This window comes from Thalassospiraceae bacterium LMO-JJ14 (assembly GCA_021555105.2).
Taxonomy (GTDB): Bacteria; Pseudomonadota; Alphaproteobacteria; order Rhodospirillales; family Casp-alpha2; genus UBA4479.
Window position 1 is genome coordinate 1,068,506 of sequence record CP134604.1, and the last position, 14,064, is coordinate 1,082,569.

Below are 14,064 nucleotides of genomic sequence, written 5' to 3' on the forward strand. Positions count from 1 at the left end.
TGATTGAGGCAAATCAATTCTCAAGACGAATGCGTTGGGTAGGGTTGATTGCCCAGATATTTATTTAGAAACCATGTTCTGTAGAATTGACTTAAGATGCTTGATCATAGTGGAGTTGTAAGCCGGAAGGGTTTGTAGAAATGAAGGATCTTATCGGACGGGCGTTTGATTTTAAAACTATCCGCTTATTATCGAAACTCTTAGTAAATGTAATACTGCTATTTTTCCTGCCTTTCATCGGCAATGCGTTAGCCCAAAGCCCACTTGAAAACAAAGTCAATCTGACCCCCTCAGAAGAAGCATGGCTGGCGGAACACTCAAAAATACGATTAGCCATCGATGTTAACTGGGCGCCGTTCGAATTCGTTGATGATCAGAAGCAATATCGGGGCATGGCTGCTGAATACATCCGTTTAGTCGAAAACCGCCTTGGTATTGAATTGGAAATCGATAAAGAACGGCCCTGGCCGAAGATGGTAGAAGCGGTCAAAAATCGCGAACTCGATGCTTTTTCCCTGGTTGTCAGAACCCCTCAAAGAGATGAATTCGTTAACTTCACTCGACCTTATATTTCATTTCCTATGGTCATCGTGACGCAGGAAAACCAACCGTACATTGACGGTATTGAGCCCCTAAATACCAAGAGTGTTGGTGTTGTTAGAAGCTACGCCTCCCATGACTTGCTGGCTGCAAACCACCCAGAACTTGACCTGCGGCTTGCAGATAACGTCCGCAAGGGCCTGGAAGCGGTTTCAAATGGAGAGACTTACGCGTTTGTTGGTAACCTGGCGGTCGTTGGCCATGTCATAGAATCAACAGGTCTCAGCAACCTCAAGATATCCGGTCAAACCCCGTATCGCTTTGAGCTTAGCATGGCAGTTCGCAACGATTGGCCCGAGCTTATCCCTATACTGCAAAAAGCTTTGGATTCAATAACCGCGGATGAACGCAGAGCCATTCTCGGTCGATGGATTCAGGTGAAGTATCAAAATGAGGTCGATTATACACTGGCCATATTGATAATCGTCATAGCATCGGTGATCATTCTTGCAATTTATGGATGGAACAAAAAACTTCGGCGCGAAATCGAACATCGCCAGAAGGCAGAGAAAGCACTGAAAGCTAGTGAGCAAAAATACCGTGCAATATTTACCTCCTCAAATGTCGGTCTGGCATTGTGTAAAATGGACGGAGCCTTGCTGGAGGTGAACCAGGGATTTTCTGATATCCTTGGAAGAACTAAAACCGACACGCTTCAACTCTCATACTGGGATATCACACCACGTGAGTATGAACTTCAAGAAAAAGAGCAGTTGGCATCCCTGCATGAGCGAGGAACTTACGGTCCTTATGAGAAAGAGTACATACGTGCAGATGGCACAAGGGTTCCTGTTCTATTAAACGGTTCATTGGTTCTCGGCGATGACGGCGAACCGCTCATATGGTCGATTGTACAAGATATATCCGGTCGAAAAAAAGCGGAGGAACAAATCGAATTAGCTTTGGCAAATGCCGAAGTAGCCAGCAAGGCGAAGTCAGAATTCTTGGCAAGTATGAGCCATGAGTTGCGAACACCGATGAACGCAGTTCTAGGGTACGCCCAAATGCTGAAATTAGACCTCGATAAAAATTTATTGTCTACGCAACACGATTATATCGCGTCAATTATTGATGGGGGCAATCATCTGCTGTCATTGATAAATCAGGTGCTGGATTTGGCCAGCATCGAGGCAGGGGTTGTTGAGCTAAAGATCGAGAAAACATCGGCCAAAAAATGCATAGCAGAAGCCATTGGCATGATAATGCCGATGGCACAAAAGCGCAGCATCCGGATTGAAGATGGATTTAGTGCTCAGCCTGAAGTGTTCTTGCTCGCTGACCACATCCGGTTACATCAGGTGCTTCTTAATCTGCTTTCTAACGCGGTTAAATTCAATAAACCGGATGGTACAGTTACGCTTTTTCAAGGTGAATGCAAAAGCGGCTTTTTGCGAATTTGCATTGAAGATACAGGGATTGGTATTTCCGAGAGAGATTGTTTGGAAATTTTCCAAATGTTTCATCGAATTAATTCGGATCCTATGCAGCCAAGTGAAGGAACAGGCATCGGGCTCGCGGTCACCAAAGATCTGGTCGAAAAAATGAATGGTGAGATCGGGTTGAAAAGCGAATTAGGGATTGGCACAATTTTTTGGTTTGACCTGCCAGTAGCGCCGTTGACGTGAGATTTCTAAATGACTGCTAATGGGATGGACCGGCTGCTCCACTGAAGTGGCAGGTTAATGTTTCACATTACCTGCAAGAGCAAGGAGCAGCATCCCATGACAAAGACATCAACTGCATCTGTTACCGTTGTTGGCATCGATATCGGCAAGGACGTGTTTCACTTAGTCGGCTTTGATGCCGTCGGCACGGTCGTTCTGCGGCGGAAGATCAAGCGTTTAGCGCTTGAGACGGAGTTCAAGAAGCTCCCATCATGTATCGTCGGCATGGAGGCGTGTCTTAGCGCTCACTTTGTTAGCCGGACACTGCGGACGCTGGGCTTCGAGCCGCGTATCATTCCCGCCAAATACACGAAGCCGTTCGTCAAAGGTCAGAAGAACGACTTCAATGATGCGGAAGCCATTGCAGAGGCAGCACTTCGCCCAAACCTCAATCTTGTCCAGGAAAAGACACAGGATCAGCTCGATCTGCAGGCACTGCATCGTGTCCGCTCTCGGTTGGTCTCTCGTCGAACGGCCACGATCAATCAGATCCGTGCCTTCCTGATCGAGCAGGGCATCGCCGTTCGATCCGGTGCCCATGCGCTTCGTAAATCTCTCTTTCCTATCCTGCAGAACCGAGCGGATGAGATATCACCGCGCCTGAGCGCGATCATCGTCGGTCTTTATGAGGATTGGTTGTGGCTGGATGAACGTATCGAAAGTACGACCAACGAGATCGAGATGATCAGCAAACGTGAAGGACATTGCCAGCGTCTGATGACGATACCCGGGATCGGGCCGATGATATCTACGGCGATGGTCGCGGCGGTTGGCACTGGCGAAGCCTTTGAGCGAGGCAGGGACTTTGGTGCCTGGCTCGGCCTTGTGCCACGCCAGTACAGCACCGGCGGCAGGCCAATCCTCGGACGGATATCAAAACGGGGTAGTAAATATCTGCGAAGTCTGTTCGTGCAGGCAGCTCATATTATCCTGATGCGGCCAAAGAACTGGGACAGGTTTAGCTTCGGGCCCTGGCTCGAACAGGCATCGGAGAGGATGCACAAAAACAAACTGGCCGTGGCGCTGGCGAATAAGCCCGCCCGTATTGCCTGGAGCGTTCTCAGAAACGACCAAGACTTCGACGCAACCAAGATTGAGGTAGAGGCCATCTGAGCCAACGCCTCCCGGTACTCGCGATTGAGATGACTGCATGGAACGGATCAAGAAACGCACCCGAAGCCTGATGACCCAAATGACCGCTCGCCGGTCGGTCCGCTAATGAGGCAAATGGCGCGTGCGTATTCCCATCAAGGCCACAGCCCGCGTGCCGATCAAACAGGCCGGATACATATCAGCGACTTCCGAAATCTAGCAGAAATTCTCTATTGCGATCAGCAGCCGGTCCATACATTTGGGTCAGACCCAGACTTTACCCGCCTTGCCATCCTCTGTCTGCTTCCGGAACTTCAGCGGACGGGAAAGTCTCAGTTTGAAATCAGGACAGCATTGACACGGTATCGCATCCGTTCCTTCCTCCTGTATAATGCTGAACGGAAAGCATAGGAGGGCGTATGCCGCTTAAATATGAAGTCTATGGTGTTCGTGAGAATCACGACGAACTGCGGAAGCTCCTGAATGATATCGCAGCACGGGGCGAGCGCGTCATAAGCGTAACCTCTCAGGAAGGGATGCCGAACGGCATTCACATAGTACCCAGATTCACCGTCGTCACGGAAATAGAAACCGATTCATAGAAGTGCCTGACGACAGACACCGCCCCGAAGTTCTAATCCCTCGCTGCCAGGAAGCGGCAGGCTTTGGCGGTTCCCCCTCACCGCGTGATCACCCGCATGTCGATGCGAACAAGGTTGTCGCTGACCTGAAAGCCAGCGTCCTGCGGTAGGGTATAGAAGATGTGCCGGCCGATCTTGGCGACCTTCTCCTTGGCCCCGGCCCAGTGCGGCGTCACGTAATCGGCATGATACCAGAGCGCACCCCGGGTCGGATCGTCGATCACACCGGAACTGGCCAGCCTGGCCAGTGTCGTCGCCCGCCGCCACGCGTTCATGTCCAGCGGATCGTCTTTTTTGCCGTCGCACCACCACGAGAACTGGCAGCGATGGCGGCGCACCTCGCCGCCCTGACGGACCACGTCGCAGACGCTGGCCGGAAAGCGCGGGCTTTCAACCCGGTTCAGGGTCACGGCGGCGACCGCGAGCTGACCGGGAATCGATTCCGAGCGGGCTTCCCAATAGATATTCAGCGCCAGGCAGCGCAACTCCGCCAGACGTGCGGTGTCATCGTCATGAATGATAAAATTTGCTGCGGATGCGAAAAGCCGTTCCGTCTGTGCGGAGCGGGACTCCGCCTCAACCTGATCGCGGAACAGGCCGGGCATGAGAAAAACGCTGACAGTAAGGCCAAAAGCCAGTGCCAGCGCGACATTCTGACGCGACATTTTGCGCTGTCTCCTCTTTCCTGCTTCTTTCCCAGAGAAGAAGCGAGACATTCAAACGGGTCGTCATTCCGGGGGATATATAGGGACCTGCGGATACTTTTCAAGTATTTTTTGTGCAGTGCACAATATTGACATATTTCAGTACCTTGCGGCGTTCGGCACGGCGTGGCATTACGAAACGGACCTGCGCCGATCCTTGGGGGAAATCCTTTGAAGACGACCGTTCGCAAAGCCGTACTGCCCGTGGCCGGATTAGGCACGCGCTTCCTGCCGGCCACCAAATGCATGCCGAAGGAAATGCTGCCGGTTGTCGACAAACCGCTGATCCAGTACGCCATCGAGGAAGCCGAAGCCGCCGGGATCGAGCAGTTCATGCTGATCACCGGGCGCGGCAAGAACCTGATGGAAGACCATTTCGATCATGCCTTCGAACTGGAGCAGATTCTCGAGCAGCGCGGCAAGACAAGGGAACTGGACATGGTGCGCCAGTTCCCCGAACCCAGCAGAATCCGCTACACGCGCCAGCAAAAGGCGCTCGGGCTTGGGCATGCGATCTGGTGCGCCAAGGATTTCGTCCGCGATGAGCCGTTCGCGGTGCTGCTGCCCGATGACATGGTGCTGGCGGAAAAGGGCTGTCTCGCGCAGATGATGGATGCCTACGCAGAGGTCGGCGGCAATATCGTCGCCGTCACCGAAGTGCCGCGCGCGCACACCAACCGCTACGGCATTCTCGATATCGAAAGCGATGACGGACGGCTGGCCAAAGCCTGCGGGCTTGTCGAAAAACCGGCCCCCGAGGATGCGCCGTCGACGCTGTCGATCATCGGGCGTTATATCCTGCAGCCGGAAGTCTTCGAACATCTGGACAAGAAGATCGCAGGCGCCGGCGGCGAGATCCAGTTGACCGATGCGATTGCCGCGACGCTTGACGATGTGCCTTTCCATGGCCTTCGCTATGCGGGGACAAGGTTCGATTGCGGATCGAAACCGGGGTTTATCGCGGCCAACGTGGCCTATGCGCTTGAGCGCCAGGATATGGAAGCGGACGTCCGCGAAGCACTGGCGAAAATCCTGAAGTAGACCGCCATTCAGGTCTTTTCAGGGCGGTCGTGTCAGGTCTTGAATGGAACGGACGTGACGGAGGGGGCCGGTATGACGGGATATATTCTTGCCATCGATCAGGGCACGACATCGTCCAGGGCACTGGTGCTGGACGCCGCGTATAACGTCATCGGCTCGGCGCAGCAGGAATTCAGGCAGATCTATCCGGCGTCCGGCTGGGTCGAACACGATGCCGGGGATATCTGGGGGTCCGTCGTCGAAACCTGCCGCGCCGCGATCACCAAGGCCGGGATCGCCAAGCCCGGGCTCAGCGCCGCCGATCTGGCCGCCATCGGCATCACCAACCAGCGCGAAACGACCCTGGTCTGGGACCGCGCGACGGGCAAACCGGTTTATAACGCCATCGTCTGGCAGGACCGCCGCACGGCGGACGAAACCAACAGCTTGCGCGAACGGGGGTTCGAGGCCGCCGTGACGGACAAGACCGGGCTGTTGCTGGATCCGTATTTCTCGGCCTCCAAGATCGCCTGGATTCTCGACAACGTCGCCGGGGCGCGAAAAAAGGCCGAAGCCGGCAAGCTCGCCTTCGGCACCGTCGACACCTATCTGATCTGGCGCATGACCGGCGGCAAACGGCATGTCACGGATGCGACGAACGCCAGCCGAACGATGATTTACGACATTCACAAGGGCGAGTGGTGTTCGGAACTGCTGGACCTGTTCCGGGTGCCCAGGGCGATTTTGCCGGATGTGCTGGACTGCGCCGCCGACTTCGGCGTCTGCGATGCGGAAATTCTGGGTGCGGCGGTGCCGATTTCGGGGGTTGCCGGCGATCAACAGGCGGCGACCATCGGCCAGGCGTGTTTTTCACCGGGGATGGTCAAATCCACCTACGGCACCGGCTGCTTCGCGATGCTGAATACGGGCAAGCAGGCGGTAAAATCCGAAAACCGGCTGCTGACGACCATCGCCTACCGGCTGGGCGGCGAGGTGACCTACGCGCTGGAAGGCTCGATCTTCGTCGCCGGGGCCGCCGTGCAATGGCTCCGCGACGGGCTTGGGATTATCGAACGCGCCGATCAGTCCGGCCCGCTCGCCGATACGGCCGAAGACGACGAGGTTTATCTGGTGCCGGCGTTCGTCGGTCTCGGCGCGCCGCACTGGGACCCGGACTGCCGGGGCGCGCTGTATGGCCTGACCCGCGCCACGGGACCGGCCGAGCTGGCCCGTGCGGCCCTGGAAAGTGTCTGCTTCCAGACCCTCGACCTGATCGACGCCATGCACGCCGACTGGACTCCTGAACAGGAATTTGGTGGCGAAACGGTGTTGCGCGTCGATGGCGGCATGGTGGCGTCGGAATGGATGCTGCAGCGTCTCGCCGATATTCTGGCAGCGCCCATCGACCGCCCGAAAATGCTCGAGACCACGGCCTTGGGGGCCGCCTACCTCGCCGGCATGCAGGCCGGCATCTATGGCGATCCGGCGTCGTTCGCGCGCGAGTGGGCCTGTGACCGGCGCTACGCGGCGCGGATGGATTCCGATACACGTGCGCGTAAAATCCAGGGCTGGCAAACGGCCGTGCGCCGTACGTTGCTGTAAGTCTGTTTCAGCTCCGCTGGCCCAGACTGACGGCGATCAGTTCCTCGTAAAATCCCTGGGCGATGTGCGCCAGCGGTGAATCCGTCAATTCGACCAGACCGATGGTCCGGGTCACCGGCGGGTCGCCGAACGGCAGTTGCTTGAGCGGCAGCGGAAACGGCGAGGCAATGCAGTGCTTCGGGATGATGGAGACACCGAGACCGTTGTAGACCATCGTCGCCACCGCTTCGAGGTTGTCGAGCTCCATGGTCATGTTGACCTTCAGGCCGCGCTTTTTCAGGCTCTCGGCAATGATCTTGCCGGTCCACGCACGGCTGTTGAAGCGAATGTAGGGATAATCTTCGAGGACCTGCGTATCGAGCGTCGCCTTGGTATGGGCCGGGGCGATCACCACGAAAGGTTCCTTGGCGATCGGCCGCCATTTGATCGTGCCGTCGTTTTCGGGCGGGGCACTGGTGATCGCGGCGCCGATCTTGCCCTCGTGCAGCCGTGCGACAAGCTCGCCTGAGTGATCGTCGATGACGTGGATGACCAGATTGGGAAACCGGCGCTGGCACGCGACCATGGCCTTCGGCAGGATTCCCGTCAGTGTCGTCGGCATCGCGCCGATGGCGAACTCGCCGGATATTTCCTTCGACGCGGTCGCACTGGTCAGCTTGTCGTATTGCAGGACGACCTCCTGAACCAGCCCGAGGATGGATCGTCCGCGCTGGTTGAGAGCGGGCGGCCGTTTTGTGCGATCAAACAGTTCAGCGCCCAAGGCTTGCTCGACGGTCTTCATCTGCAGGCTGACGGCCGAGGGCGTGCGGTTGAGAATCTCGGCCGTCGTAATAAAGCTGCCGGTTTCCGCGACCGTCAAAAAAGTCTTCAAGTAGCTGATTCGCATATGAATTTTCTCCTGTGACCGGGCGCGGCAGGTGGTGCCGGGAAATTCCTGGAAGGCGGAACGAACAATATTTGAACAAACTAATTATAAAGTAAAAATAGTTTACGATAACCGTAAATATAACTCGTTTGCTTGATGATGGAGTCCTGACCTAGCCTTTTTACTGAAATTCGACAAGGCGGTCCGCGACAAGAATACCGCCGTCGATACCGATTTATTCCCTGAGTCGGGTCAAACAGAGAGGTATCAAAACCATGACATTAGACAGAGAAAAGAACGAAGCCGAGCTTCATAGCCGCCGCGAGTTTTTGCAGGCCGGTGCCAAGTACGGGATGACCGCTGCGTTTCTGGCGGCCGCTTCGACAGCGGGTGGCGTTTCCATTGCCGAGGCAGCCGAAGCGGCTTCAGCCGTGGAAAAGGCCAAGAAGAAAGCCGCCGATCACTCGTTGCTGTTCGGTTGCGGCGGCACGCCGAACCGTTGGCCGCAGGGGCAGATCTTCAAGCAGAACTTCGATCTGACGGGTCTTCTGCAACTCAAGGAAGGCATTGAGCGCAACACCGCCGGCAAGGTCCACGTCGACATCAAGTTCGGCGGCGCGCTGGGCGGCCAGGTCGCTGTCGGGCGCAAGGTCCAGCAGGGTATCGTCGCCGGTTCGCAGTCGTCGTCGCAGAACATGGCGGCGCACGCCCCGGTCTGGAACGTCACCGATTTTCCGTACGTCATCGGCTCGGTCGAGAACTACTGGCGTTGCGTGTTCTCGAAAGAAGTCAACGACACGCTGCGTGCCTCGTCGATGAAACAGGGCGTCATTCCGCTCTGCATCTTCCCGCAGACGCGCTGGCTCGAACTGAAGATGGGCCTGCCCGCCGAGGTTCGCCATCCCCAGCAGCTCGATGGGCTGAAGATGCGGGTTACCGGCTCCAAGCTGGAACAGACGGCCTTCAACATCCTGCCCGCCAACCCGACGCCCATCAACTGGGGAGAGGTTTATTCCGCGGTCAAGGAAGGCGCGGTCGACGGCATCCACGTCGGCACCGGGTCGGTTGCCGATGCCGGCATTTACGAAGTCGTCGGTCAGCTTGTGGACACCGAATGGATGTTCAATGCCGACACACTTTATATGAGCACCAAGTGGTTCAGCGGCCTGCCGTCTGAAGTGCAGGGCGGTATCATGGAAGGCGCTTACGAAGCGCAGGTTTACAACTATGCGATCTATGAGCCGGCGTTCAAGTTCCAGGCGGGGATCCGCAAGGATTCGCCTGCGGATGCGGCCTGGAATACAGTCAAGGCCAAGAAGGTGTATCTGACGGAATCGGAACGGGCCGAATGGGTCGATGCGTTGTCGTATGAACGTAACAAGAAGATCTACGATCCGCTTATCGAGCGTTTCGGCAAGACCGAATACGAAACGGTCAAGCGGGTTGCCAGCTCGGGCGATCCCGTTATTCCACGCCGTTGGTGGATGTAACATCTTCGCGATACGCGGCTCCGGGGCGGTCCGCCGTTCCCGGGGCTGCGGTCCACCCTGCCGGATATCCCGGCGGATAAAGGGAGGCCGGGTTTCTTGAATATGCGTTGGAAAGCCATGTGGTCATGGCTGGATGAAAAGATCGAGTACGTCGTGAATTCGATGTTCTACGGTTATCTCGCAAGCATTGTCGTTATCGAGGTGTTTCGCCGCTACGTGCTGAGCGATGCGAGTTCCTGGGGCGAGGAAACCGCGATCTATGCCTTTATCTGGATGACCTATATCGGTGCCGCGCGCGGGGTCCGAAACCGCAGTCACCTGACCATCGATATCCTGCGCCGGCATTTCAACCGCGTCGGCCAGTTCTGTCTGCACATGTTGAGCGACATATGCTTCCTTGTGCTGGCGGTGGTGATCGTCTTCACCTCGATCAAGGCCGTCGACGGCGTCATGCAGTTCGGCCAGACTTTTCAGGGCGCCGATGTGCCGATGTGGCTGGCCATGATCGGTGTGCCGATCGGCTGGACACTGATCGCCATCCGCGTCGTTCAGCGCTCGGTCCATGCCATCGGCGTTTTCCGCAGCGGCGAGGCCGAAGAAGAAGCCAGAGTTATCAGCGAGTAATGTAAATGGATGCGAGCGTACTCATTTCCCTGTCGATCATCGGTGTCCTGCTGTTACTGGGTGTCGAGATATTTGTCTGTCTCGGTATCGGCGCCATTCTGCTGATCGTGCTGACCGGCACCTTCACGCTGGACAATGTCGGCATTGCGGCATTTTCGTCGATCGAGATTTTCCCGCTTCTGGCGATGCCGCTGTATATCCTCACCGGCGACCTGATCTCGGAATCCGGCATCGCACGGCAACTGGTCCGCTTCGCCCGCGCCACGGTCGGCTGGATCAGCGGCGGCCTGGCGTTGACGGTGCTGGTGGCGTCGGGGCTGTTCGCGGCGATCAGCGGCTCGAACTCGGCAACGGTTGCAGCCATGGGCAAGATGCTGGTCCCCGAGATGGAGGAAGACGGCTACCCGAAGGATTTCGCCGGCGCCGTCACGGCGTGCGGCGGCACGGTCGGGATCATCATTCCGCCCAGCATCGTCTTCGTGCTGTACGGCGTTGCCGCAGGCGTGCCGGTCGGCGATCTGTTCATCGGCGGTATTATCCCCGGTGTTCTCATGATCGCGTCAATGGCGGCCGTCGGCTGGTTCATGGCCAAGCGCAACGGCTGGGGCACGAAAACGCCGTTCACGCTCCGCAACGTGCTGGTCAGCGCCTGGGACGCAAAACTCGCGTTCGGTGCCAGCTTCATCATCCTCGCCGGGATTTACGGCGGCGTCTTCACCCCGACGGAAGCGGCCGCGGTGGCCGTCGCCTACTGCGTGATCGGCGGCCTGTTCATTACCCGCGAGTTGAAGGTCAGGGACCTGCCGGACATCATGAACCGCAGCGCCGACATCAATGGGCTGATTGCCCCGGTCATCGCCATGGCGTTGATTCTGTCGCAGATCCTGGCGGTGCTCGGTGTGCCGGAACTCGGGGTCAATGCGCTGCTTGGGTTTTCCGACGATCCGATTGTGCTGACACTGTGTATCCTCTGCATCCTGCTCGTCGCCGGGGCGATCATGGAGGCAACGCCGAACATCTTGCTGCTGGTCCCGCTTTTGGTCCCCGTGGCGACCAAGATCGGCATCGACCCGGTGCATTTCGGCGTCATCATGGTGGTGGCGCTGGCGATCGGTTTCGTGACGCCGCCGGTGGGGCTGAACCTGTTCGTTGCGTCGTCTATTACAGGGGTGCCGTTTACCCGGATCGCATGGAAGGCGACGCCTTTCATCCTCGCTTTGCTGTTCTCGTTGCTGATGATCACTTTCGTGCCGTCATTGACGACGATGCTGCTTGCACGCTAGCGAACGGATCGGGTATTCGGGCTGCGATACATCCACTGAGAATATCGGGATAAATCACTGGCCTCACCACTGCCTGCACCGGCACAATACAGAAAACAAAAAGCCAAGAAGAGGAAGGAAACAAGAAAATGTCCGAACAACCGCTCGGCAGCCCGGATGACGCCGCAGGCGCACCGTCCGGCGGCATACAAAGCACCCCGGTCCGCGCCACCATACCGGCGCATGAAATCGGCACCGTCACGCTGAGCCCGTTGGGTGATTTCGAAGCCGGCAGCTATCAGACGTTCACGCTGGTCTATACGGCGGGCAAGTTCGGCATCGACGATTCCGGCTCCATGCGCATCTGCTTCCGGTTTGCCAGCGATCAGACGCGCCCGCAATTCGAAAATCCCACGGGGCCGAATTTCACGACCATCGTCGCGTCGAATTCGGCGGTGCTGCAATACCACTACGACCCCAAGGGCAACGTCCGGCCGTGGGACCGCACGCTGTATATCAAGGTCGTGAAGGGCTTCCTGACCGAAGGCGACACGATCACGGTGACCTTCGGCGATACCTCGCAAGGCTCGCCCGGCATGCGCCTGCAGACGTTCTGCGAGGACACCTTCGAGTTTCATACCCTGATCGATCCGATTGCCACCTATTGTTATCAGCCGGTCCCCGAACAGCCGGTGATCCGCATCGTTTCCGGCCCGCCCGAAGTGTATCTGGCCGTCGCCCCGACGCTGGTCGCGGTGGGCGATAAATTCGCGCTGAAGATGAAGGGCGAGGACAAGTGGGGCAATCCGTCCGACAAGTGCGATGCGGCGTTTACGGTGCGCGTCGCCGGTGACGCCGAAATCGGCGGCCTGCCCGAAAGCGTGACGTTCCGTCCGGGGGCGTTTACCAACATCATTGACGGCCTTTCCATGCCCGGCGCCGGCGAGGCGGTGATCGAACTGGTCGATACCGACGGCAACGTCGCCGCGCACACCAACCCGATCCGCGCCGCCAAGGCCCCGGCCCTCAAGCATTTCTGGGGCGACCTGCACGGCCAGTCGGAAGAAACCATCGGCACCGGCAGCGCCGAAGAGTACTTCGCCTATGCCCGCGACCTGGCCTTCGTCGACGCCACCGGACACCAGGGCAACGATTTCCAGATCACCTCGCCGTTCTGGCTGGAGCTGGACGAGCTGTGCGAAAAATTCGACAAGCCCGGATCGTTCATCGCCATTCCCGGTTACGAATGGTCGGGCAACACCGGGCTGGGCGGCGACCGCAACATCTATTTCCCCGATGAAGGGCGCACGCTCAGACGTTCGTCGCATGCGCTTGTTCAGGACCACAGCGATATCCATAACGACGCCAACAGCGCGCAGGAACTTTTCGATGCGCTGGCCGCCAACAAGGAATGGGACGTTGTCGGGTATGCACATTGCGGCGGCCGCTATGCCGACGTGAAGATGGCGCACGACGGGCGTTTCGAAAAATCGATGGAGGTGCACAGCTCGTGGGGCACCTTCGAATGGTTGGTGCACGATGCCTTTGAGATGGGCTACCGCGTCGGCATCGTCGCCAATTCCGACGGCCACAAGGGGCGCCCCGGCGCCAGCTATCCCGGGGCATCGCTGTTCGGCGCCGTCGGCGGGCTGACGTGTTTCCTGTCGCACGACCTGACCCGCGACGGCATTCTCGACAGCATGCGCAAGCGCCGTCATTACGCGACCACCGGCGGTCACGGCGGGCGCATGTTCATCGATGTGAAGGCGTCTTTCTCAGCGCCCGCGACAATCTATCATGACGATCCGAGGGACGGGCCGAGCGAGGGACACACGCAGAGCACTGCGCTGATGGGCGACATCGTGCATCTGCCGACCGGCGAAGCGACGCTCGATATCGATATCACCGGGGCCAAGCCGATTGAGCGGGTCGATATCTATAACGGGCTGGATCATATCGAAACGGTCCGCCCCTATACGACGGAAGATCTCGGCAACCGTATCCGCGTGATGTGGGAAGGTGCGGAATACCGGGGCCGTTTCCGCCAGGTGATCTGGGACGGCGAGGCGCACCTGTCCGATAACCGCATCCTCGATGCCAGGCCGATCAACTTCTTCAACCGCGACAAGACGCTGGACCGGACGTCCGATACGTCGCTGGCGTGGCGCGCCCTGACGACCGGGAACATCGGCGGTTTCGATCTGTGGGTCGAGGATGCCTTCGCAGGCACGCTGAAGATCGAGACGCCGCTGGTGAAATGCGGGGTGCCGCTCGAAGAAATCGACATCAACGACGAGGTCTTCGACAAGAGCGATATCCTGCCGCGCTATCTTAAGATTTTCCGTCTGCCTGCGGAAAATCCGCACCGGAAGATGAAAATCACCCGCAGCCTCGATCTCAAACCGAGCGGCGACAACCCGATCTTCATCCGTGTGACGCAGGAAGACGGGACGCTTGCCTGGACCAGCCCGATCTACATCTATCGCTGAATTGCGGTGGA

10 protein-coding genes are annotated in these 14,064 nt (G+C 57.7%); 8 read left to right on the forward strand and 2 right to left on the reverse strand.

Features of this window, described 5'->3' with window-relative positions; genetic code table 11:
• The first annotated feature begins 140 nt into the window (after positions 1 to 140).
• A complete protein-coding gene (locus L2D14_05245; GenBank protein WNK00832.1) occupies positions 141 to 2,225 on the forward strand; it encodes a transporter substrate-binding domain-containing protein in 2,085 nt (694 codons plus the stop codon).
• Positions 2,226 to 2,321: 96 nt separating this feature from the next.
• Positions 2,322 to 3,377 carry an IS110 family transposase gene (locus tag L2D14_05250; protein WNK00833.1) on the forward strand — a complete coding sequence of 352 codons (1,056 nt, stop codon included), beginning with the start codon at positions 2,322 to 2,324 and terminating at the stop codon, positions 3,375 to 3,377.
• A 658-nt stretch (positions 3,378 to 4,035) separates the two neighbouring features.
• On the opposite strand, the gene L2D14_05255 is transcribed toward L2D14_05250, so the two are convergent.
• Positions 4,036 to 4,662, reverse strand: coding sequence for a cell wall hydrolase (locus L2D14_05255; protein WNK00834.1), 627 nt, complete (start codon positions 4,660 to 4,662; stop codon positions 4,036 to 4,038).
• Between the two features lie 210 nt (positions 4,663 to 4,872).
• Here L2D14_05255 and galU point away from each other — a divergent pair, with 210 nt between their 5' ends.
• A complete protein-coding gene (galU, locus tag L2D14_05260; protein WNK00835.1) occupies positions 4,873 to 5,742 on the forward strand; it encodes a UTP--glucose-1-phosphate uridylyltransferase GalU in 870 nt (289 codons plus the stop codon).
• A gap of 72 nt (positions 5,743 to 5,814) precedes the next feature.
• Positions 5,815 to 7,323 (forward strand): glycerol kinase GlpK, encoded by a 1,509-nt coding sequence (glpK, locus tag L2D14_05265; protein ID WNK00836.1) that lies wholly within the window; start codon positions 5,815 to 5,817, stop codon positions 7,321 to 7,323.
• 7 nt (positions 7,324 to 7,330) lie between these two features.
• Here the strand turns inward: glpK and L2D14_05270 are convergent, their stop codons facing one another.
• A complete protein-coding gene (locus tag L2D14_05270) occupies positions 7,331 to 8,209 on the reverse strand; it encodes a LysR substrate-binding domain-containing protein (GenBank protein WNK00837.1) in 879 nt (292 codons plus the stop codon).
• Between the two features lie 254 nt (positions 8,210 to 8,463).
• Between L2D14_05270 and L2D14_05275 the strand changes: the two genes are divergently transcribed.
• The 4 genes from L2D14_05275 (at position 8,464) to L2D14_05290 (ending at position 14,053) form a co-directional block, all read left to right on the forward strand.
• The gene (locus L2D14_05275) at positions 8,464 to 9,678 is read left to right on the forward strand and encodes a TRAP transporter substrate-binding protein (protein ID WNK00838.1); all 1,215 of its coding nucleotides are present in this window, start codon (positions 8,464 to 8,466) and stop codon (positions 9,676 to 9,678) included.
• Positions 9,679 to 9,780: 102 nt separating this feature from the next.
• Positions 9,781 to 10,302: a TRAP transporter small permease gene (locus L2D14_05280; protein WNK01650.1), complete on the forward strand. Its 522-nt coding sequence runs from the start codon at positions 9,781 to 9,783 to the stop codon at positions 10,300 to 10,302.
• 5 nt (positions 10,303 to 10,307) lie between these two features.
• A complete protein-coding gene (locus L2D14_05285) occupies positions 10,308 to 11,585 on the forward strand; it encodes a TRAP transporter large permease (GenBank protein ID WNK00839.1) in 1,278 nt (425 codons plus the stop codon).
• A gap of 128 nt (positions 11,586 to 11,713) precedes the next feature.
• Positions 11,714 to 14,053, forward strand: a complete 2,340-nt coding sequence (locus L2D14_05290) for a hypothetical protein (GenBank protein WNK00840.1) — start codon at positions 11,714 to 11,716, stop codon at positions 14,051 to 14,053.
• Positions 14,054 to 14,064 lie beyond the last annotated feature (11 nt).